The organism is Alteromonas sp. Mac1, assembly GCF_001562125.1.
Taxonomy (GTDB): Bacteria; Pseudomonadota; Gammaproteobacteria; order Enterobacterales; family Alteromonadaceae; genus Alteromonas; species Alteromonas stellipolaris.
Genome location: NZ_CP013932.1, coordinates 4,637,300 through 4,658,858, shown reverse-complemented (window position 1 = coordinate 4,658,858; position 21,559 = coordinate 4,637,300). Strand labels below are relative to the sequence as shown.

General features: G+C 44.4%; 26 protein-coding genes. 12 read left to right on the top strand and 14 right to left on the bottom strand.

Features of this window, described 5'->3' with window-relative positions; all coding sequences use genetic code 11:
* The first annotated feature begins 111 nt into the window (after window positions 1-111).
* A complete protein-coding gene (locus AV939_RS19775) occupies window positions 112-555 on the top strand; it encodes a hypothetical protein (protein WP_062088786.1) in 444 nt (147 codons plus the stop codon).
* Between the two features lie 72 nt (window positions 556-627).
* On the opposite strand, the gene AV939_RS19770 is transcribed toward AV939_RS19775, so the two are convergent.
* Window positions 628-1,491, bottom strand: coding sequence for a YicC/YloC family endoribonuclease (locus AV939_RS19770; protein ID WP_057795096.1), 864 nt, complete (start codon window positions 1,489-1,491; stop codon window positions 628-630).
* Window positions 1,492-1,778: 287 nt separating this feature from the next.
* Here AV939_RS19770 and rph point away from each other — a divergent pair, with 287 nt between their 5' ends.
* From rph to tusA, 3 genes are read left to right on the top strand one after another with little or no spacing between them, the layout of a single operon-like run.
* Complete coding sequence (gene rph / locus AV939_RS19765; protein ID WP_013786776.1) at window positions 1,779-2,492, top strand: ribonuclease PH; 714 nt, start codon at window positions 1,779-1,781, stop codon at window positions 2,490-2,492.
* Window positions 2,493-2,501: 9 nt separating this feature from the next.
* A complete protein-coding gene (gene pyrE / locus AV939_RS19760; RefSeq protein ID WP_057795098.1) occupies window positions 2,502-3,143 on the top strand; it encodes an orotate phosphoribosyltransferase in 642 nt (213 codons plus the stop codon).
* 2 nt (window positions 3,144-3,145) lie between these two features.
* Entirely contained in the window at window positions 3,146-3,403 is a 258-nt protein-coding gene (gene tusA / locus AV939_RS19755) for a sulfurtransferase TusA (RefSeq protein WP_061998111.1), read from the top strand.
* 15 nt (window positions 3,404-3,418) lie between these two features.
* Here tusA and AV939_RS19750 read toward each other — a convergent pair whose 3' ends face one another.
* From AV939_RS19750 to AV939_RS19720, 8 genes are all read right to left on the bottom strand, one after another.
* Window positions 3,419-4,228: a DUF1206 domain-containing protein gene (locus AV939_RS19750; protein ID WP_061998110.1), complete on the bottom strand. Its 810-nt coding sequence runs from the start codon at window positions 4,226-4,228 to the stop codon at window positions 3,419-3,421.
* Between the two features lie 200 nt (window positions 4,229-4,428).
* Complete coding sequence (locus AV939_RS19745) at window positions 4,429-4,611, bottom strand: hypothetical protein (RefSeq protein WP_057795104.1); 183 nt, start codon at window positions 4,609-4,611, stop codon at window positions 4,429-4,431.
* Window positions 4,612-4,664: 53 nt separating this feature from the next.
* Window positions 4,665-5,126, bottom strand: coding sequence for a hypothetical protein (locus tag AV939_RS19740; RefSeq protein ID WP_057795106.1), 462 nt, complete (start codon window positions 5,124-5,126; stop codon window positions 4,665-4,667).
* Between the two features lie 134 nt (window positions 5,127-5,260).
* Window positions 5,261-5,851 carry a YqaA family protein gene (locus AV939_RS19735; RefSeq protein WP_057795108.1) on the bottom strand — a complete coding sequence of 197 codons (591 nt, stop codon included), beginning with the start codon at window positions 5,849-5,851 and terminating at the stop codon, window positions 5,261-5,263.
* Between the two features lie 56 nt (window positions 5,852-5,907).
* Window positions 5,908-7,215: a metal-dependent hydrolase family protein gene (locus AV939_RS19730; protein ID WP_057795110.1), complete on the bottom strand. Its 1,308-nt coding sequence runs from the start codon at window positions 7,213-7,215 to the stop codon at window positions 5,908-5,910.
* Between the two features lie 76 nt (window positions 7,216-7,291).
* Complete coding sequence (locus AV939_RS20230) at window positions 7,292-7,468, bottom strand: hypothetical protein (RefSeq protein WP_156454658.1); 177 nt, start codon at window positions 7,466-7,468, stop codon at window positions 7,292-7,294.
* Window positions 7,469-7,488: 20 nt separating this feature from the next.
* Window positions 7,489-8,058 (bottom strand): DUF1285 domain-containing protein, encoded by a 570-nt coding sequence (locus AV939_RS19725; protein WP_061998109.1) that lies wholly within the window; start codon window positions 8,056-8,058, stop codon window positions 7,489-7,491.
* Complete coding sequence (locus tag AV939_RS19720) at window positions 8,045-8,905, bottom strand: DUF3014 domain-containing protein (RefSeq protein WP_061998108.1); 861 nt, start codon at window positions 8,903-8,905, stop codon at window positions 8,045-8,047. Before AV939_RS19720 ends, AV939_RS19725 begins: the two co-directional genes overlap by 14 nt.
* A gap of 320 nt (window positions 8,906-9,225) precedes the next feature.
* On the opposite strand from AV939_RS19720, the gene AV939_RS19715 reads away from it, so the two are divergent.
* Window positions 9,226-10,488 carry a sterol desaturase family protein gene (locus AV939_RS19715; RefSeq protein ID WP_061998250.1) on the top strand — a complete coding sequence of 421 codons (1,263 nt, stop codon included), beginning with the start codon at window positions 9,226-9,228 and terminating at the stop codon, window positions 10,486-10,488.
* 87 nt (window positions 10,489-10,575) lie between these two features.
* Window positions 10,576-10,884, top strand: a complete 309-nt coding sequence (locus AV939_RS19710) for a DUF6482 family protein (RefSeq protein ID WP_057795116.1) — start codon at window positions 10,576-10,578, stop codon at window positions 10,882-10,884.
* Between the two features lie 110 nt (window positions 10,885-10,994).
* On the opposite strand, the gene AV939_RS19705 is transcribed toward AV939_RS19710, so the two are convergent.
* The 4 genes from AV939_RS19705 to AV939_RS19690 all read right to left on the bottom strand — a co-directional run bounded on the left by AV939_RS19705 (window position 10,995) and on the right by AV939_RS19690 (window position 16,108).
* Window positions 10,995-12,341, bottom strand: a complete 1,347-nt coding sequence (locus tag AV939_RS19705) for an ABC1 kinase family protein (RefSeq protein ID WP_061998107.1) — start codon at window positions 12,339-12,341, stop codon at window positions 10,995-10,997.
* Window positions 12,342-12,610: 269 nt separating this feature from the next.
* Window positions 12,611-12,883, bottom strand: coding sequence for a hypothetical protein (locus AV939_RS19700; RefSeq protein WP_057795120.1), 273 nt, complete (start codon window positions 12,881-12,883; stop codon window positions 12,611-12,613).
* A 251-nt stretch (window positions 12,884-13,134) separates the two neighbouring features.
* Window positions 13,135-13,698, bottom strand: a complete 564-nt coding sequence (locus AV939_RS19695; RefSeq protein WP_171008976.1) for a DUF6702 family protein — start codon at window positions 13,696-13,698, stop codon at window positions 13,135-13,137.
* Window positions 13,688-16,108 carry a M1 family metallopeptidase gene (locus AV939_RS19690; protein ID WP_138118180.1) on the bottom strand — a complete coding sequence of 807 codons (2,421 nt, stop codon included), beginning with the start codon at window positions 16,106-16,108 and terminating at the stop codon, window positions 13,688-13,690. Before AV939_RS19690 ends, AV939_RS19695 begins: the two co-directional genes overlap by 11 nt.
* Window positions 16,109-16,335: 227 nt before the next feature.
* Between AV939_RS19690 and proB the strand changes: the two genes are divergently transcribed.
* From proB to AV939_RS19670, 4 genes are read left to right on the top strand one after another with little or no spacing between them, the layout of a single operon-like run.
* Entirely contained in the window at window positions 16,336-17,433 is a 1,098-nt protein-coding gene (gene proB, locus AV939_RS19685) for a glutamate 5-kinase (RefSeq protein ID WP_061998106.1), read from the top strand.
* Between the two features lie 36 nt (window positions 17,434-17,469).
* Window positions 17,470-17,943, top strand: coding sequence for an acyl-CoA thioesterase (locus AV939_RS19680; RefSeq protein WP_061998105.1), 474 nt, complete (start codon window positions 17,470-17,472; stop codon window positions 17,941-17,943).
* A complete protein-coding gene (locus AV939_RS19675) occupies window positions 17,933-18,973 on the top strand; it encodes a D-2-hydroxyacid dehydrogenase (protein ID WP_231751144.1) in 1,041 nt (346 codons plus the stop codon). Before AV939_RS19680 ends, AV939_RS19675 begins: the two co-directional genes overlap by 11 nt.
* Window positions 18,970-19,872, top strand: coding sequence for a DMT family transporter (locus AV939_RS19670; RefSeq protein WP_057795131.1), 903 nt, complete (start codon window positions 18,970-18,972; stop codon window positions 19,870-19,872). The genes AV939_RS19675 and AV939_RS19670 overlap by 4 nt, the downstream gene beginning before the upstream one ends.
* 31 nt (window positions 19,873-19,903) lie before the next feature.
* Here AV939_RS19670 and AV939_RS19665 read toward each other — a convergent pair whose 3' ends face one another.
* Window positions 19,904-20,179 carry a hypothetical protein gene (locus AV939_RS19665; protein WP_057795133.1) on the bottom strand — a complete coding sequence of 92 codons (276 nt, stop codon included), beginning with the start codon at window positions 20,177-20,179 and terminating at the stop codon, window positions 19,904-19,906.
* Window positions 20,180-20,439: 260 nt separating this feature from the next.
* On the opposite strand from AV939_RS19665, the gene AV939_RS19660 reads away from it, so the two are divergent.
* Window positions 20,440-20,937, top strand: a complete 498-nt coding sequence (locus tag AV939_RS19660; RefSeq protein ID WP_057795135.1) for an RNA polymerase sigma factor — start codon at window positions 20,440-20,442, stop codon at window positions 20,935-20,937.
* Complete coding sequence (locus AV939_RS19655) at window positions 20,930-21,529, top strand: hypothetical protein (protein WP_057795136.1); 600 nt, start codon at window positions 20,930-20,932, stop codon at window positions 21,527-21,529. The genes AV939_RS19660 and AV939_RS19655 overlap by 8 nt, the downstream gene beginning before the upstream one ends.
* Window positions 21,530-21,559: the final 30 nt, after the last annotated feature.

Below are 21,559 nucleotides of genomic sequence, written 5' to 3'. Positions count from 1 at the left end.
ATTATATATGTGAGTTAGCCTAACTTTACTTAGTGAAAAATGAAGTTGAAATTAAATAAATATTGTTGGACACTCTTTAGCCACAAAAACAAAAAACGTTAAATTAACTATATGAAATTATTTATAAAATGGAGTTTCCTCGTATCATTATCAGGCATAGCTGGAATTATAGGAGGTTTAATAAATGAAGATATTACAACTGAGTTAGCAGTAGGGATGTTTTTAGGAATATTAACATTTATCTTTATTTACTACGCTATTGATAAGTCCTTAATAAAAAGAAATCTAGAAGATAGAAGAAAATCTCTGATTTTAGCTGTGAAGATTAAAATGGCACTTCAATTAATACCTTTTATAGACGCTTTAGCAGGAGCAGCATCTTTAAATATTGCTAGTGCAATTGTACATAAAGGAGATTCAGAGCTTCTGTACATTTATTTAACTACAATATTGACCGGCGTTGCGCTTTCATGGGTGGTAGGTGTTATCTTCTTTATCGTTAGACTAATATCAAAAAATTTGCAGCCTAGTGCTGTTAATGCAATTAGCGAGTAAAACTTGAAGAACATTGAAAGTAAAAAGCCGCTGTAATAGCGGCTTTAACAAAACTTAATCTATCTAGAAGCTCTACTCAATATTCTGGATCTGCTCGCGCATTTGCTCAATCAATACCTTAAGTTCAACGGCTGATTGGGTAATGTCGGTATTAATTGATTTTGACCCTAGTGTGTTCGACTCACGGTTAAATTCCTGCATCATAAAATCTAAACGACGGCCGACTGCCCCGCCCTTTTTAAGAATGTTGCGTGTTTCTACTACGTGAGCGTTTAAGCGGTCTAGCTCTTCGGCAACATCGACCTTTTGCGCTAGCATAATCATTTCTTGTTCGAAGCGGCCGGCATCTAGCTCAATTTTGGCTTCTTCGAAGCGTGCTTGTACTTTTTCTCGCTGCCACACCATAATTTCAGGCATACGGGCGGTCACTTTCTCGGCTTCTACTTCAATGGCGTCTAAGCGCTGAGTGATCATGCCTTTTAATGCTTCGCCTTCGGTGGCACGGGCGCTTATAAAGTCGGTAAGTGCTTGGTCGAACGCGGCCATTACGTCGCCATGAATGGTGTCCATGTCGGCTTCTTCGGCAGCAATAACGCCAGGCCAGCGCAGTACGTCTAGCGGGTTAACTCCGGTTGATTGCCCGTGGGCTTGCACCCAGTCGGCGGCGTGAAGCACTTGTTTAGCTAGTGCTTCGTTAAGGCTAAGTTTGGTTACAGCAGCATCGTTGGCGGTGAAACGTAAAGCGCACTCTACTTTACCGCGCGCTAGTTTCTTTCTGAAACGTTCACGAAGCACCGGCTCTAAAGAGCGGAATTGCTCGGGTAAGCGGAAGTAGGTTTCTAGGAAACGTTGGTTAACTGAGCGTATTTCCCATACGGCCGATCCCCAGTCTTTTTTAGTTTCTACCCGCGCAAATGCGGTCATGCTGTAAATCATAAATGGTCCTTTTATTGCATTTTTTGCAAATGAAAGCCTGCAAAAACAACCCGCTTTCGCGCATTGTGTCATCATAATCTTAAGGCAGGTTTTCTTGTATTCACTATAGTAGCCTACATTGATAAGAGTTCGATATGTTAAAAGGGCGAAAGTTCGTTTTTAACAGCTGGTATTAGTGCGTTATACTTACGCCCCAAACTCAGGCTTGTCTGCACACTTACCCAATATTAAGTGCGCTACTTGCTGAAACTATTTCTTTTATAAGCATTCATCTCGTGGAGAACTCTATGCGTCCAAGCGGCAGAACCGCCAATCAAATTCGCCCAGTTACTATTACTCGTCAGTACACTTGTCACGCTGAAGGCTCAGTGCTGGTGGAGTTCGGCAACACTAAGGTGTTGTGTAACGCTACGGTTGAAGAAGGTGTGCCTCGTTTCATGAAGGGCCAAGGTAAAGGCTGGATCACGGCGGAATACAGCATGCTACCTCGCGCTACTCATACTCGTAGTGGTCGTGAAGCTGCACGTGGTAAGCAAGGTGGCCGTACGCTAGAAATTCAACGTCTTATTGCTCGCTCGCTTCGTGCCGCAGTAGATTTAAAACTATTGGGCGAGAACACCATTACGCTTGATTGTGATGTTATTCAAGCTGACGGCGGAACACGTACTGCCTCTATTACAGGTGCATGTGTGGCCTTGGTTGATGCGTTAACGTATATGCGCAGTAAAGGTATTTTGAAAGCGAATCCACTGAAGCACATGATTGCGGCATTGTCGGTAGGTATTTACAAAGGTACGCCTATCGCTGACCTTGAGTATACCGAAGATTCAGTTGCTGAAACTGACATGAATATCGTCATGACAGAAACAGGTAAGCTTATTGAAGTACAAGGTACTGCAGAAGGCGAACCGTTTGCGTTTGAAGAGCTTGATGAAATGCTAACTATTGCTAAGCACGGCTTGCGTGAATTGTTCGACATTCAAAAAGCAGCACTGGCGTAAGGAGTTATCATGAAAGCGTTTCAGCGCAGTTTTATTGAATTTGCCATTGAACGTGGTGTACTTAAATTTGGTGAGTTCACCTTAAAGTCTGGCCGTGTAAGCCCATACTTTTTTAACGCGGGGTTATTTAACTCTGGCGGCGACTTAGCAAAGTTGGGGCGCTTTTATGCCGATGCATTAGTGGATGCTGGGGTTGAATTCGACGTACTTTTCGGCCCTGCCTACAAAGGCATTCCTATTGCTACAACGACTGCGGTAGCCTTAGCCGACAGCCACCATCGTGATGTGCCTTACTGCTTTAATCGCAAAGAGGCGAAAACCCACGGTGAAGGCGGCAACTTAGTAGGTAGCCCGCTGGAAGGTCGCATTATGTTAGTTGATGACGTGATTACTGCTGGTACGGCTATTCGTGAATCTATGACATTGATAGAGCAGCACAAAGCGAGCTTATCAGGTGTGCTTATTGCCCTAGATAGGCAAGAGCGCGGTAAAGGCAAACTGTCTGCTATTCAAGAAGTAGAGCGCGATTTTGGTACTACCGTGATTGCTATTGTCACGTTAGCCGACGTTGTGACTTACTTAACCGAGCAAGACAACATGGCGGATGAAATTAAGGCGATAAATACTTACCGTGAAACCTACGGTATTTAAGTATGGCGTCTGAATTTCAACAAGCCTTTGATGAAGCCACAACGCATTTAGACGCGTTGGGGCTTCGTTGTCCAGAACCTGTAATGATGGTGCGTTTACAAATACGTAAGCTGGAAGACGGTCAAACTTTGTCGGTAACGGCAGATGACCCTTCAACGGCACGTGATGTGCCGAGCTTTTGTCGATTTATGGAGCACACCTTGGTGGCATCACAAACCGATGTCATACCTTATCAGTATGTGATCAAAAAGGGGTTGTAGGCTTACAGGCCTCGGCTAGGTTCGTCGATACCTAGCTTCAAACCCACAATAGATACCGAACATAATAAACCCAACTCCCACGGCAGCTAGCATGTAGAGTCCGAATGTTTGCTGAGTCAGGGTTTGTAGCGCTTGTTGTAATCCACCCGCTTCAGACGGGTCGCTTTGTATCGCTGATACCACAAAAAAGCTACCTACTAATAAATACACTATTCCTCTGGCGAAATAACCTATTCTGCCCACAACAGTGGTAGTTTTTCTCTTATGGCCGGTGAGCTTATCTTGTTCAAATTTCTTCAAAAAATCGGCTTTGTAAGCGTGCTTAAACTGCATAAAAGCAAATACTAAAATGCCAACGCCAATAGCCGCGACCAAGTAGATACCCCACTGATATTGCATAAGCTGCTGGCTTACCTGCTCGCCTTTTGAATCGCCACCACTAGAACTGCCACCCGTGTGACCACCAATAAGTACTTTTGCACCTAAGAAAGCGGCACCAAAATAAAATAAGCCAGATACGAACAAAAATACCCGCATAATGATGTCTTTGGCTTTTGTCATATCTAACGATTCAGTGTTCAAAATACTCTGAAGCCACCGCCACAGTGCGTAGCTGACCAATCCCGCAATTAAAATGCCTAGAAGCACTTGCCCAAATGGCTGTGACTTGAGCGTGACAAATACTTGTTCTTGTGTCGCTTTTTCACGGTCAGCGGCAGTAATTACCGAGGAAAGAATAAAGAGCCCCAGCATGGAGTACATGATGGTCTTTGCGCTGTAACCTGCGCTAGCAACGGCTGAAAGCCAGTTTGATGTATCGCGCACGGTGCGCTCCTCGTTCGTATAATTGAAAATTGTCTTGTGAGACTTTCAAGAATCGAACCATTAATAAAAGCGTGAAGAGACTAAGCGTAGAGAATCCAACCGTGAAAAATCAACCGTAAGAAGTAAATCAGTATGGGGACAACAGCGCGCCATGCTTGCTGTCATCTACATGAATACTACATGCATCTAGCTGCAAGTACCTATTCGTCGTTACCACTTACGGCTTGTAACAGTAGTTGCTGCAATTGCTGTTTGCTGCGAGAGCAGTTGCAATGAATATCAGACACATGCAAGTTTTGGCCGCTTAACATTTTTCGAAGCACCGATGCTTTAACGTTAAGTGAAATAAAATCATTATTGTCGTGAAAGTTTTCTACTGTCATGCTGATGTCCCTCGCATTCATGGAGTTTGTTTTACCGTTGATAGCTTATATCGCTAATGCAACATGAGCGCCTGCTGATGTTCGGCTGGCATAGCGCCACTACCTTGTTCAAGCGCAACCTGTATAGCGTAAATAAGCTTACATACCGAGGGCTTACTGGCATGCAAAGGAAGTATGGCGATAAGTTGCTGGTGGCACTCTTGCAAAATTTGATGCGCTTCGAGCTTTTTATCTTCTTTGTGTAACAACGAGGATAGATACATGGCCATAGTGCCAAAGGCCAAGACATCTTCGTGAATAGATTTATCTATTGTATCGTTTACCGGCTGCAATGCGGTAAGGACAACTTTAGCGGCTTCGAAGGTTTGATAACCAAGGCTCCTCGCCTCGTTATACTTGCCTGCTTGATGAGCTTGTTGCGTTTGTACCTGCATAGCTATTCTGTGCTCGCGGGCATGTGAAGGGTTTAGCTGCAACCATTTCCTGTAGACCGGGCATAACCGTTGTAAATTCATAATTTGCACCTCCTAAAAACTACATTAGTGCAAATGAGAATTATTATCAAATGTAAAATTGAAAAAATTTATCTGTGTAATGTACAAAGCAGATTAGCGATTCAAATACGCGTTAAGTCGCGCCAGAAAAACAACTAGCCTTTCAACATATTAACCGTAAACCATGTGCCAATGACCAATACGGTGAGTACTGCGATGGCGGCAAATTTATATTTCTTAATAATCTGTTCGGCTTTGTTTCCGGCAAAATACACCACGGCAGCCAAGCCAAAATACCGGATGGCTCGCGCAATTACAGTAGCTAACAGAAAAAGGCCGAGGGAGAATTTGGTGGCTCCTGCTGCCAGCATTGCCACTTGAAAGGGAATGGGAGCAATACCTAATGTCATAACAAACCAAAACCCTTGGTTTTGCATTTGTTGTTTAACGTTGTCGAATTGTTGTTGGCTGAAAAAGGTATCTATTGCCCACTGGCCCACTAAGTCGAATAAATAGTATCCCATCGCATAGCCGAATAATGCGCCTACCACACAGCCTAAGGTTGCCATAAAGGCTATTAACCATAGCTTATCGCGGCGCGCTTGCATCAATGGCACCATAACCGCTTCAAGTGGCACTGGCACAATGGTCGACTCTAAAAAAGACGCTAACGTAATGCCGGTGAGCATGTGTTTGGAGTCTACGAGTTGCTTCGTCTTTTTCTTTACCTTTTTACTCAGTGCCATCTTTTGTTTTGTACTACCCTGAAATTAATGTGGCCCTGATACTCAAGGCCTTTCCATTATTGTTTGTAAATCTTGCCGTCTTTCATCACAAACGACACACTTTCTAATAGCGATATGTTTTCTAACGGGTTACCTACTACGGCCACTAAGTCAGCCAGTTTTCCCGCCTCTAGGGTGCCTAAGGTATCGCTAACACCCAGTAATGCTGCGCTGTTAGCGGTGGCGCTTAAAATTGCGTCTGCTTCAGACATGCCAGCCTCAACCATTAAGGCGAATTCTTGCGCGTTGTCGCCATGTGCAGAAACCCCGCTGTCTGTACCAAAAGCAATTTTTACGCCTGCTTTATGGGCTTTTTCAAAGGTATTTTGAATAAGCGGGCCAATTGCCGCCGCTTTAGGGCGCACTAGCTCAGGAAAGTAGCCGTCTATCTTGGCTTTGTCGGCAACAAATTTACCTGCCAAAATCGTTGGCACATAGTAAGTCCCTTTTTGTTTCATTAGATCACGCACTTCGTCATCCATATAGGTGCCGTGTTCAATAGAATCTACACCCGCGATAATGGCGCGTTTCATGCCTTCTTTGCCGTGAGCATGAACCGCTACCGTCATACCGTAATCTTTTGCGGTTTGAACAATAGCTTCTAGTTCATCGGTCATAAACTGAGGGTTCTGGCCGCTTTTCGCTACGCTTAATACCCCGCCGGTGGCAGTGATTTTAATTAAATCTGCACCGTCTTGATAACGAGACCGAACGGCTTCCCGAGCTTCTACTTCGCCGTTAACCACGCCTTGTTCAGGGCCAACGTCTGGACGCAGTAAGTGAGATAATCCGTTGCTAGGGTCGGCATGCCCGCCAGTGGTAGCTATTGATTTTCCTACCGTGAATATACGCGGGCCAGTGGCATAACCTTTACTTATCGCATTTCGAAGAGATACGGTTTCATGATAGCCGTCCCCTAAATTTCGCACCGTCGTAAATCCGGCATCTAGCGTAATTTCAGCATAGTTAGCAGCTTTAAGCGCATAGTCAGCTTCATTCAATGAAAAGCGCTCTAAATAGGTTTGAGGGCCGCCATGCTGTGAAGATAGATGAACATGCATATCCATTAAACCAGGCATTACTGTGGCGTGCTTTAAATCGATAACCGTGTCTGATTCTGAAGGCGCTTTATAGCCAGACTCTACCGATGTAATTTTATTGCCGTCGATAACAATGGTCACTTCGCTTTTGAGTTTATCTGACGTACCGGTGAATGCTTTACCCGCATGCACTAAGGTGGCACAAAGTGCAGGCGCTGAAAGGGCTACTGTGCCTAGCGTTGCTAATCCTAAGGAAATAGCTAATGAAGTCAGTGTCTTTTTCATGGTGGTTCTTCTTATGATGTGTGAATAGACGAAGAACCAATGTAGAACACCAGTAAGGCTAACGCAAAACTTTGCGCTATTTTACCAATGCTATTTTATCGGAAGCCATTTTACTTACCGAGCTTTTATAAATGCTCAGTACAACTGAGCGGCATCCCTTCGCCAGCATGGGATTCTGCCTCGGCATTTGACCAGAGACTTTTAACCAAAGATATTCAGCGAAGCCTGACTCTAAATCCTGACTCTGAAGCATAACTCCGAAGCCTTTGACTACTACTTGGTGGGCAAAGCGCCAATAACGAAAGGAATCGTATTCGAGGTAACCACGAATTGCATTTCTTCATCAGTTTGTTGTTCGGTAGCGTGCTCAAGCAGTTGGTAATAAACGTTCTGATGTAAACGCGCCCACAAGTTGCGTCTAACTAAAACATAGGGAATGGGTGTTGCGTCAGTATCTTGCAAGTCGGCGGGGGGCTTTCGCAAGCTAAGTTGTTCCGCCGAGGTCAGTGTAACGATGTCGCCCGTTTGCGTGGTGAGCTCCAAGTTATCGTTATCAAAACGCCACTCGGTAACCAAAAAAGGCACGTCTTCTACGGTAATTCCCACCTTCTCAACAGGGGTAACCAAAAAGTAACTGTCCTCTTCTTTTTTAAGCACGGAAGCAAATAGCTTCACTAAGCTTGCTCGGCCGATAGGGCTACCTTCATAAAACCAACGGCCATCTAGCGCGATAGTTAAATTGATATCGCCGCAAAAAGGAGGGTTCCACTTTTCCACTGGGGGAAGGGGGCGCGCCTTGTCAGACGTGCCCTTCAATTGCTGTTGAAATCTAGTTAGATCCATTTTCTTCAAGCAATACTTTAATTTCACGCAACTTCGCTTTTATACGGCGCATATTATCTGGGCCTGTACGAAGCAACTGCTTTTGCGGCTCGTTCAGATTTTCTAAGCGAGGGTCAGTGTATTTATAGGTAACTGAATCGGTGTAAACTTCAACTGGTACTGGCACTTCAGGTGTATCGAGTAATTGATCGATAGCATCGAGTACAACTTCATTGAAGTTTTTATTCGACTCGCCAATTTCAGCGTATTTATCTTGAATATCGCCTTTGTAAATATCGTACATACCAAGCAAAGCTTCGCTTTCAAAAGACTCAAGCATGTTTACATAAGGCGTATAGCGCTTATAACTAGCGGCATCAATCCATTGCTTACCAGCCTGAGAATAAACACGGAAGGTTTGTTCAGGCGGCGCTAGCAACTGATGATTGGGCGCCATTTCATCATTCGCTAAGTTGGTGACCGAGACCACAAAACGCTGCAATAAACCTTCATTCACAATCATGCGGTTAACGCTGTCGTCAGTGGCGGTAGAAATATCCACTAGCGATGATTTTATGGCTGGGTCGCTCACATCTAACGGCTCAGGGTCTGGCTCGACCGGCTCCGGCATTGGCGGGACTTCATCAGGCTCTTCAAGTTCTAATGGTGGCGGAGCTGGCTTAGTTTCAAAAACGTCGGGTACTTCTTCAACAGGCGCTTCTACGTCTGGTTGAACAACCTCAGGTTCGGGGGCGACGGGCTCATCTTCTTTCGAAGGCCAAAACACGAGAGCCAAGATGACTACAATTATTACCCCGATAATAAGAAAATGGGGACCTAACGTACGCTTTTCTGACGATTCGCTCATAATATCTCCGCTGCAATAACTGATCTAATAATAATACTATCAGAGATAACACCCAATATTTGGATATCACGCAAGAGAATTGTTCTCTGATGAAGGTAATTTCCTTATTTAGAACACTTTTTAACGTAATTGGTTCGCAATTCGATCGCAATTTGTAGCAATTTCTTAGCGAGAGCATCACGTGCTATGAAACGCTAGAAAAGGAAAACTTTGGTGTCATTGTTCAATATATTCTTTAATTTTGCTGTGAAATGTAAAATAACTTGCTTATTTTATACATTTTATTAACAATTTGAGTGAATTTAAAAAGCGTAGATATTATGACTGTTATCCTTTTTGCTATTCCTTTATTCATTCTTCTTATCGCCATTGAGATACTTGTCGATAAACGGAAAAAAACAGGTCACTATCGTGCCAACGATGCGATTACCAGTTTAAGCATGGGCGTATTATCGCGAATAATGGCAATTGGGCATCAACTTATACCGCTTACTTTTTACGTATTGGTGTTTAACGCTTTTGCGTTTACCGAGCTGAGTTATTCACCTTGGGTATGGATAGCCGCATTCATATTGTACGATTTTTTCTATTATTGGAATCACCGTATGGGCCATGAAATGAGCATTTTATGGGCCGCCCATGTGGTGCATCACTCCAGTGAAGACTATAATCTTACTACCGCATTGCGGCAAACGAGCGGTGCTATTTTCAGCTGGGTTTTCTATTTGCCTTTAGCGCTTATAGGTTTTCCCCCAGAGATGATAATTACGGTTGGTGCGCTTAACTTAGTATATCAATTTTGGGTTCATACACAGCATATTGATAAATTAGGTTGGATGGAAAAATGGTTTGTTACGCCTTCGAATCATCGTGTTCATCACGCCCAAAACCGCGTTTATATCGATAAAAACTATGGTGGCGTTTTCATCATCTGGGATCGTTTATTTAATACCTTTATTCCAGAGCTAGAAAGTGACAAACCGATATTCGGCATTCGCGGTGCATTGAAAAGTTTTAATCCTTTTTGGGCAAATGCACAGCTATATAGTCAATTAGCCAAAGACAGTTTTTACACCTCACGTTGGCAAGATAAATTTCGTGTATGGTTTGGCCGCACAGGGTGGCGACCTTCCGATGTGGCCGAACGCTTTCCTTTCGAAAAAGCGCCACTAGCCTCCTTTAAAAAATTTCACCCTAAATTGGCTGCCCCGGTTACTTATTACAGTGTGGCACAACACGTTATTTTGCTGTGTATCACCGTTTATTTATTACTATTTATTCAAGCATTAAGTGGAGCCCACCAATTAATATTGGTGGCGACAATAGTCGCAATGAGCATCCAAAATGGGTTTATCTTAGCCGGCTCAAAGTTAGCATTAGCGCTAGAGGGGCCTCGACTACTGATATTTCCACTGATGTGGCTAGGAAGTGGGCTTATTATTCCTGCGGCCATATTCGGTGGCGCGTGTTTGGTCAGTATGATCATGCTCGTTAGAGCTGTGCGCTCTAGCGTAACACTCAGCAATATGGCTGAAAGCGTATCTTCAGAGAATACCGATACCCAAGTATCAATATCATCGTAATGAACCTGTTTGTCCCCAGTAACGTAAAAGTTAGCGTATAAATTATCAAAAAATTACCGGTTAATTTACGTGCGCTGAGGGGCATTTATGCACAAGTTTCTTTTTACCCAGATTGAAGGTAAGTCTTTAAGCATCGATTATCTTGAAGTTCAGTCGTATGAAATGAACGTTTATTTAGTGTACCTAACCGTGGGAGACAAAAGCGGCATGGTATACGACAAGCAGGACCGACCTATGCGTTTTTTCAGTACCGGCCAGATACGAGAAGTGTTTTCCCACTGCAGCGTGCAGCAAGCCGTTATGAAACATGACTCCCCTTACGACGAAATGATTGGTAACCCACCCAAAAGTGCAGAGCAAATGGCGCTGCCATTTAGCATGGCGTTACCTTATTAATCTTTATGTTGCTAGCGTTATAGCTGCCCCGTAATACTTGGGCGGCTGCAAAGGCGAGGCTCTTAATCTCAGTTGCCTAATCTCAATGGCTTAACCTCAGGGCTGTAATATCAAGGCGTTAGCCAAGGCTTTGCGGCAGCGCGCATATTAACCTGTGTGTCTAATCGCTTAGCCAACATGTAAAGCCCCCCTAACTTGCGATGAATAAACAAGGCATCAACCGGTGGTGTATGCCAAAAATCATGCTGCATGGTTAACGCCACACCTTTGTCGTGTAGCCTTGGTAACAAGTCACTATTGCCAAAATCGTAGGGGCCGTCTTCTCTAATGGCTTCACACGCTTCCATTCCTAATGCTATAACAAGGTCTCGCTGTGCATCACTATGCTCTTGATTTATTAAGCCAATCTGTAGGGCTGCGTGTTGCATGTCTTGTTGACTGCCGCTGGCCGCACTTTGAAGCAGTGCTTGGTAGCCCAGCGCAATATCATCGGGTACTTCTCGCGTTGCCCCGAAATCCAGCAATACCCATTGCTGAGTATCTTCTTTATATCGATAGTTGGCTAAGTTCGGGTCGCTTTGAAGCAGCCTAAAGCCAAATATCTCATTAAAAAATAATTTGAATAAAGATGTCATTAACCGGTTGCGAGTTTCTTGGGGGGCGTTCATCGCCGCGTCAAGGGGGCTCGCTTCGATGAAGTCCATTGCCAGCACAGAATCGGTTGTTAACTGTGGATGAACACTGGGAATAACAAATTGGTGGGAGAGCTCAGTATCATTATGCTGCGCTACCGCGTCTTTATACCGCGTTAGCATGCTGGCTTCACGGTGATAGTCGGCCTCTTGATGAAGTTGAATTTTTGCTTCTTCTAACAGCGGGCCAATATCTAACGATTTCGGTACTAAACCTGTGAGTTTAATGAGTGTTGCTACGTTATCAACATCGCTACTGATACTTTTACGTACACCAGGATACTGCACCTTCGCTGCCAGCATTTTCCCGTCCATTGTAATCACTTTGTGTACCTGACCAATAGACGCTGCGGCAACGGGCGTATAAGAAAAATACAGTAAATCATCATGCCAACTTTCGCCCCATTGGGCGTTTAGCGTGGCATTTAATTGTGCTTTTGGCATAGGATCGGCATCTTCCCTCAGCCGGGCTAATATAGTAGCAAGTTCTGGCGGTAAAAAGTCGCCAGTGTCCATAGAGATAAGCTGGCCTAGCTTCATGGCTGCACCACGCATGGTGGCGAGTTGGTTGGCAATATTGGTAATGTTTTTAGGGGTCAACAGCAATGCGCTAAGCGCGGGGCGTTCGCCTTTTATCCATTGGCTGGCACCATTGGTAACAACATTTCCCGCAATTTTGCCTGCCAAGGCACCTAAGCGCCCTACTCTCCCAATACGTGAAGATGGTACTGCTCGCGCTTTGCGTTCATTGGTATTTTTTGCCATGAAGTAACCTTGGAAGCCTTTAATCTTTTTTGAAACGCAGGCAGCTTCATTCAATGAAGCCCAACGTTTGAAGTTCAGTCTTTGAGGACCAACCTGTGAGGCTCAACCTGTGAGACCTGACTGTTAATACTATTTATACGCCAAAGAGTCGCTGGTCGATTACTTCTTAAATTTTTGTAAATTGCTTAGTTATATGGCGCCGCAGTAAGGTGTTACGAAGCGCTAGCTACTCGACAGGGAATAAAACTACCTGTGCTCAATATAGGCGTTTAGACTATCTGAGCTACCATTTGTAGTATAAGGCCTACTACACTGCCTATTGCAAACCCTACCCAGCCATTTTTTGTCATATAGCGAAATAACGCCGCGCCAAAGATGCCACACCATAGCATGGCAGAGTAAACCGCTATCATGCCCTCACCTGTGCCGCTGTTAGGTAAAAACATCATCACAATGAAGGTAAGCGCCATGGCGCCGCTAAGCAGCACCCACATAATATTCTTGTTGTTGGAAAACGCATTGGTGGTGGTATTGTCGCTCATGGAAAGTCCCCATGGTGTAAGTTAAAAGCATGCCCATATTCGTGCCCTTTTTATAAAAATCGACAATTCATTGATTGATACAAACCGATTGATATAAAAGCACGGTACTAGGTTAACTTAGGCGAGATTTACGCAAATGGGAATAAGACTTCAGGGGGATACAAAAAAGCACTGCGAAGTGGCAGTGCTTTAAATCAGTAACAGAAAGTTGAATAAAGATTAAGTAACACGTTCATCATGCGGTTAGTGCATTAATGATGGTCACCGCTAAACTCCACTTCCAGCAAGGTCACGTTGTCGGTGAAAGTAAGGGTCTTTAAAGGCCCATTCCCTTCTACATTTAACGTGTTAACTTGTGTTGGCCACAAATCACGTAAAGCATCGTGACGAATCATCAAACCATCTAACGCTGGCGGTTGAGCGGTTTCTTGGTACACCCAAAAGTGATTACCATCTAACTCAAAACCTACCAAACCTAAATCTAATGATTTTTCCTCACCGTTTAACAGCGCAAAATGGTTGCTTACGTAATCAGCGAACGCTTGCTGGGTTTTCTCTTCTTCCATAATGTCGGCGTGCTTATCAAACAGTACTTTTACGGCGTGCTCAGCATCGTGCAGGTTAAAGCGATGCATTACTTCAATGTTTTGCGTTCGAGGGTTGAACAACACCGTAGTAATAGCCGCTTTAACTTGGTGCGCGTTAGCCCAAGTACTGAATAAGCCGGTACATAAAAAAACGGCCACAAGCAGCGCCGTTAGGCCCTGCTTGTGGTTTTTAGCAGATAACTGAAAAGGCATAACCTTAATTGTCATCTTCGTCTTCGTCATCGTCGGTCTTTAGCTCGGTTTTTACATCGTTCATTAGATCGCGATACTCGTAAGTGTTACGAGGCTTAGACTTGTACGCTTCAATACGTGAAGGAATAATTTGACGCGGATAGTGGTTGTTTTCAACATCTACGTCAGCCGTTTCCCAATGTGGGTCAACTGTTACGCTTACTAGCTCTTTGCCCTTTTCAGTGACAATAAGCTTGCTTACCGCTTTCGGTGTACGGCGCCAAATTTCAGCAGGAATACGCATTTCTTCAGTTGTGCCGTCTTCAAATGCTAGCTCAAGAATAATCGGCATAACTAAGCCGCCCTTGTTGCTAAAGTCGAGTACATAGTAGTTTTTGTCTTCACGAACTGCACGTTCAAACGCTTTACGTTCCCAAGGCTCAAGTTTCTTCAAGAAACTACGGTACTTGTTGCGTTCTTTGTTGGTTACTGTGTAACGGTCGTTTTCGTCGTAAAAGTCTTTAATGTCATCGAAGCGGTCTACCCAAAGTTCTTTCCCTTCTTCTTTGTTACGAATGTCGGTAAGTGATTTAGGCTTATCAAGTTCGGCTTCACGCTCACGGGCGAAATCAATATCAGGATCTTCAGTGTTCAAACGAAGTTTGTAAACGCTATCTAGGCTGATATCAACGTGGTCAGTAGTGTAAAACCAACCGCGCCAGAACCAATCTAAATCAACACCAGAGGCTTCTTCCATGGTGCGGAAAAAATCAGAAGGTGTAGGACGTTTAAACATCCAACGCTGTGCATATTCTTTAAAGGCGAAGTCGAACAAATCACGGCCAAGAATGGTTTCACGAAGAATGTTCAGCGCTACGGCTGGCTTAGTGTAAGCATTAGGGCCTAGTTTAAGTACCGAATCAGACTGGGTCATAATAGGTACTTGGGTTTCAGACTTCATGTAGCTAACAATGTCACGTGGTTCAACGCCCCATGGAATAGTAGGATCCCATTCACGTCCAGCAACACCGTCTAAGAAGCTGTTTAAGCCTTCATCCATCCATGTCCACTGACGCTCATCAGAGTTTACGGTCATAGGGAAGTAAATATGACCCACTTCATGAATAACCACGCCAATAAGGAAGCGTTTTTCAGATAAAGAGTAAGTACGAGAACCATCGTCACGTAGCTCGGTGCGTGGACCGTTAAAGGTGATCATTGGGTATTCCATACCGCCAACTGGGCCATTCACAGACTGAGCAACAGGGTACGGGTAATCGAAACTAAAGCGGCTATAAACATCCATAGTGTGGATGATAGATTCAGTAGAGTACTTCTCCCAAAGCTCGCCACCTTCTTTCGGGTAGAAAGACATCGCCATGACTAACGGCTGAACGTCGCCGCCTTGATGGTAACCACGGGCATCCCACATGAATTTACGTGACGAAGCCCATGCGAAATCACGCACGTTGTCAGCTTTAAAACGCCATGTTTTTTGCTTGTTGGTGCCTGCTTTTTCGTTCTCTAGCGCTTCTTCAGCGGTAACAACGAATACAATACGGTCAGCATCTTCCGCTTCTTTCAAACGGTTACGCTGGGTTTTCGTTAGTACGTCATCAGCGTTTTGTAACTCACCGGTAGAAGAAACGATATGGTCGGCCGGAACCGTAATATCCACTTCGTAGTTACCGAATTCTAAAGTGAACTCACCACGGCCAATAAATTCTTTGTTTGTCCATGCTTCGTAATCGGTGTAAGCCGCTAGACGAGGGAACCATTGGGCCAGCAAGAAAATATCGTTACCGCCTTCACGTTCATCATCTGGGAAATGTTCGTAACCCGCACGAGCAGAAACCGCGTCTTCTTCAACAATATTAAATGCAAAATCGATATCGAAGGTGACGTTATTTTTAGGTTGAAGCGGTTGCGCTAAATCTACACGCATTAGCGTACCAACGATAACGTGGTGTAAATCGTTACCTGCACTGTCTTGCACCCGTGAAATGGTGTAACCCAATTCGTTATCGTCAACAAACTGTTGGCGGCGAAGTGCTGCCATGCTCAACTGTGCAGGTTTACCACCACTTGCAGATTGTGTTGCTGGCCCACGATTACCAATGCCACCAAATGTAGTGGTAAGGGCAGACATAGAATCGTCGCGGAATTTATTCTGATCCAATTGGATCCATAAATACTTCAACGTATCTGGTGCATTGTTGTGATAGGTAATGGTTTCACTGGCTTCAATACGGCGTGTATCTTCAATCAGTTTAACGTCAATTTTGTAGTCTACTTGCTGCTGCCAGTATTGATGACCTGGCTCACCCGCTGCATTTCGATATACATTTGGGGTAGGAAGAGATTCATCTAGCTGACGGAACTTATCTTCAAAATCGCCTTTTGTTTGATTTATTGCTGCGTTGGCGAATGGAAGATAAATCAGCATAGACAACACTGGCGCAAGCCAGAAAAGATGTCGTTGGTGCTTATTCATGGAGTTTCCCGGTTATTTTTATAATAAAATAAGCGAACTAGTATATAAGCCATTTTGCTTTTATCCCAGTTTTTGACCGTAAACTCACCCTGTTTTAACGCAAAAAACTGTAACATAACGTTTGTTTAAAAAGCGAAGTGTCGTATTCTTAAACCCCTGTTTTCTTGCATCATCTTCTTATGAACCGTCTCAATTGGCAGCGTGCCGTAATTAAAGTAGGTAGCGCCCTTATTGCGCCAAATGGCGATGCGTGTAGCGCCCGATTTCTATTAGCACTGGCGCGCTTTATCACGATAAGCCGCGAATCTGGCAAAGAAATTATTTTGGTTTCCTCGGGCAGCGTGGCTGCGGGTCGAAGCAAAGTGAAAATTCGACACAATGCCTCTATTGCTGAAAAACAGGCGATGGCCGCCATTGGTCAAACCCAAATGATGGCAAATTGGCAACGGTTTTTCGACTTTCCTTGTGCGCAGGTTTTGCTTACCGCTGACGATCTTCGCGATCGTACTCGTTATGTGAATATCAAAAATACCTTAAGAGAATTGCTGAATCATGATGCGCTTCCCATCGTTAACGAAAACGATACCGTGGCAGTGAACGAGCTAAAAGTGGGCGATAACGACAATCTTGGCGCGTATACCGCGCTGGTGGCTCAAGCCGATACTCTTATTATTTGTTCCGATATTGATGGGTTGTACACTGCCGACCCGCGTAAAGATCCAGACGCCACATTAATCAGTGAAGTGCACAATATCGATGAATCGATTTACAAACTAGCGGGTGGTGCGGGTACCTCGGTGGGTACAGGCGGGATGCGAACGAAAATTGAAGCGGCGGATAAGTGCACCAGTAGCGGTATTCAAACTATTATTGTTAATGGCCGGAAAGGGGCGTCTTTCGATGCCATGTTGAATGGTTCTATTCCAGGCACCTTGTTTCACGCTAGTAACTCGCCTAAAAAAGCCCGCCGACTATGGCTGACGCATACGCTTAAAACCTGTGGTCGTATTCATGTAGATGAAGGTGCAAAAGTCGCCTTGGTGGATCGCGGTGCGTCTTTGTTACCTTCAGGCATGACGAACATAGAAGGTAATTTTAACCAAGGAGAGGCGGTAGAAATTTGCTATGAAAACCAAGTTGTTGCAAAAGGTTTGGCCCTTTATAACGCGCGAGACTTAATGCTGATAAAAGGGAAAAAGTCGCAGCATATTGCGGATGTGTTAGGTTATGAAACGACCGACGTAGTTGTACATCGCGACGACTTGGTATTGCTATAGTTTCCACACTTTTAACTTTTTGGGATAACGCCACGCATGACAGACATTACACCATCGCTCAACGATTACCCTTATCACCTTGAAATTGCCACTCGCTGGCAAGATAACGACGCCTACGGTCACATTAATAATGTGATGTATTACAGCTTTTTTGATACCGCCGTAAATCGCTTTTTAATTGACGAGGGCGGCCTTAATATTCAAGAAAGTAGCGCCGTGGCTTACGTTGTCAGTAGCCAGTGCCAATATATTACGCCAGCAGCTTATCCAGAAACAATTTACGTTGGGTTACGGGTGATAAAGTTAGGTCGAAGTTCGGTTACTTACGGTTTATCAGTTTATGCCGGTGAGGCTAAACGCCGGGTGGCGCACGGCCAATTTGTGCATGTATTTGTGGACAGGCTCTCTGACAAAGCCGTACCTATTCCTTTAAATATTAAAACGGCACTTGAGTCTATTTGTGAGTCTATAGGCGAGGCAGACAATCAAGGAAATGCCGGTGGCCAATAGTCAATCCACTCAAGCGGGCGAAAAAAGCATTCAGAAACATCCACAGAAAAAGCTAAAAGGGGTTTTTCTTGATGCTGAAACCTTTGGTGCAGATTTACTGAATTCAGACACAATAGATACGTCATTGCTCAGTAGCCTCAATGTTGAGTTAACTTGCTATGACAACACCCTTCCAGAAGAAGTGGTTGGCAGAGTAGCGAATGCCGATATCGTGCTTACCAACAAGGTAGTATTAGATAGCGAGGCGCTAGAACACGCCAAAGCGTTAAAGTATGTGGGCGTCATGGCCACAGGTACTAATAACGTAGATAAGAGTTACTGCCAGTCTCACAATATTTACGTGCAGAATGTGGAAGGTTATGGCACCGACAGCGTTGCCCAACATACCTTAATGTTGCTGCTTAATTTAGCCACCGCATTTCCTCAGTATCATAACGATGTTGAACAAGGTAAATGGGCCACATCGCCGCACTTTTGCTTAACCGAACACCCTATTGTGGAGCTTGCCGGCAAACATGCGGTTATCGTTGGTTATGGAGAGTTGGGCAAGCGAGTTGAAGCGCTATTTATCGCAATGGGTATGAAGGTGAGTATCGCGGCGCGGCCTGGCGGGCTTTCCTCAGAGGAACGCGTCGATAATAAGCGCGACCCACGACCTTCACTGGAATCATTGTTACCTAGCGCCGATGTAGTCAGCCTGCATTGCCCACTCACTGATGATAATTATCACCTTTTCAACGAAGCTCGGTTGTCGTTGATGAAACGTACCAGCTTTCTTATTAATACTGCCAGAGGTGGGTTAGTTGATGAAGATGCGCTGGTGGCTGCGCTTAAAAGCGGGCAAATAGGCGGCGCGGCGGTTGATGTTATATCTCAAGAGCCTCCTCCCACCGATCATCCTTTGCTAACGGGCTCTGTCCCCAATCTTATTGTTACCCCTCATACGGCGTGGATGGCGAATGAGTCTCGTCAGCGCTTATTCAATAAGGCAATAAACCATTTAATGCAGTTTATAGATGATCAGACATGAATAATGGTGTGCTCTTTGCCATTTGTACGCTTATTTGGGGGTCAACGTGGATAGCGATTACTTATCAAATAGGGCATACCGCTGAGACCTTAGCCGTTGCGTGGCGATATACTTTAGCGGCGCTGTGTTTAGGACTATTTTGCGCGGTACGTGGTTTGCCGTTTAAGCTACCGTTACACATTCACATTAAAATGGCAGGAGTTGGCTTCTTCCTATATTGCCTTAACTATACTCTGCTCTACATGGCGCAAGCGCATATTATTAGTGCGTTACTCGCTCTTATGAGCTCCAGTATTATTTATTTTAATGTGGTGCTTCGCAGGTGGTGGTTAAAGCAGCCTATTCGCTTAGAAGTTGTGGTGGGGGCTACTTTGGGGCTGGCTGGCATCGTGTGTATGTTTGTACCTGAGTTCTCTAAAGTATCCATGGATGCAGCATTGGCTGCGGGCGTTTCTATCGCGTTTGTTTCTTTTTTCAGTGCATCAATTGGTAACGTTATTTCAGAGCGGATCCTCACTTCAGGTACGCCAGTTATTCAAATGAATTTTTACGCCATGAGCTATGCCATGGTGATGCTTTATATTACCGCGTGGGTCACAAACGAAACTTTGGTTGTTCCAACGGCGCCCGAGTTTTATATTTCGCTGCTTTATCTGGCGCTTTTCGGCTCGGTGTTGGCGTTTGGTTCTTATATGAAGTTGCTAAAGCAAATAGGCGCCGACAAAGCTGCTTATGTGGTACTGGTTTACCCCATTGTAGCGCTGGTTATCTCCACCTTTTTTGAAGGTTATACGTGGAGTTGGCTGTCTGTACTTGGCGTAGTCGTGGTACTGGTGGGCAACGCCATTGCTATGGGAAAAGTGCCCATGTTTATGCGACGCCCACCCTTAAGTGGCTAAGTATGAACTAGCTAGGCATGATTTAAGCGCATTACCTAAGTGCATTAATTTTTTGATTCAGTTCATAAGCCGGCTGAGTCACTATGGCTTCCAGTGTTTCGACTCGTTCAACTAAGGCGGCAATTTGCTTATCTTTTTTCTCAATAAGCTGTTGTTGCTGTGTGGCTTTGCTAGCAATGAATGGATTGCTACACGTGCCACTCATCCAGTCGTTAAGACGCCATTGAAACTTAGCATCTAAGTAACTTGCGCCTAGAGCGATGACGGTGATAAAGCCAATAAGTAAAAAAATGCTTAAGGTAGACATAGTGTGCTCCAAGGTAAAAGTTTGTGCCCGATTTTGTACCCAATAGTGGTGTCTCGATAACACCCTTCATGCTTACTAGTCTTTAGGTTTCAAAAAAAATTACAAAGAGATGTAATTTTTTTCGCTAACCCTAGACTACACAAAATAAGCACTGATGATTTCTGTCATCACATGCAAGTAAGCACAGTAAATGGGTGGCTTTTGCCGTAATAGTCGACAATGCAGCGCAGTGAATAATAAGAAATACTGAGGACGAGAGATTGGGGCAAGGATTTGAAGATGTGTTTGCACAGTACGGTAGTCTATTAAGTCGTGTGGCGAACAGTTACGAGGCTAACCACGCGTTACAGCAGGAATTGCTACAAGAAATAGCTATTGCTGTGTGGCAGGGGTTAGTGCGCTTTAAAGGCGATAGCAGTGTAAAAACTTATATTCTAAAAATTGCCCATAACCGCGCTGTTACTCACGTGGCAAATCAGGTGAAGCGCATCGATACCGATGAGTACAATGATGACGTGGTTATTGAGCAAATGTCACAAGTTTCCCCTGAAACGGCCACCAGCCAACAACAATCACTAACACGATTACTCGTTAAAGTACGTGCACTAGCAGTACAGCCGCGACAAGTACTTACCCTTTCCTTAGAAGGCTTATCTTATGATGAAATTGCTGATATATGCGGCCTAACCAAATCTCATGTAGGGGTTATTTTAAAGCGGGCTAAAGCAAGTGTATTAGAAGGAGACGCCGATGAATGATTTTAATAAAAGCGCTGATGATAATGGCATCGACAACGACCTCAGCGCGTTATGGCAAGCCCAACCCGTGTCGAATGTAGATTTGGAAGAGGTGAAAAAAACGTTTAAAAGCCAAACAAGAAAGCAGCGTCTTTATTTTCTAATCGATTGCTTGTCGTTAGTACCAGGAGTTTGGATTTTTATACATTACTGGGGCGAGCTTCCGGTTACTGCTCGCGTCTTATATTTTGGCCTAATGTTTTTCGTTATCCCTTTGCTTGGTTATCAGCTTTGGCTTAGAAGAGTGGCTGCGTTTGGCAGTAATGCGCAAACTAATAATCATGTACAACAATTGAAAAAGCAGTTTAAAAACAATGCACGTATTGCCTTTATTAATAAACATTCTGCCTGGATAGCCGTGCCTATTGTTATTGCATTTAATACCATCTTTACCTTGGCTAAGGCAGCAGAGGAAAGGGAGTATGGGCTGGTGCTGATGGTAACAGCAATCACCGCTGGCATTATGGCAGTGTGGTATGTTTGGGCGCATCGCAGGCAAAAGCAATTTGAAAAAAAATTAACGGCATTAAATAATATGAGTGACGGCGGCTAGCCATTTGTGAAGACCTGCCGCCCCGTCAAA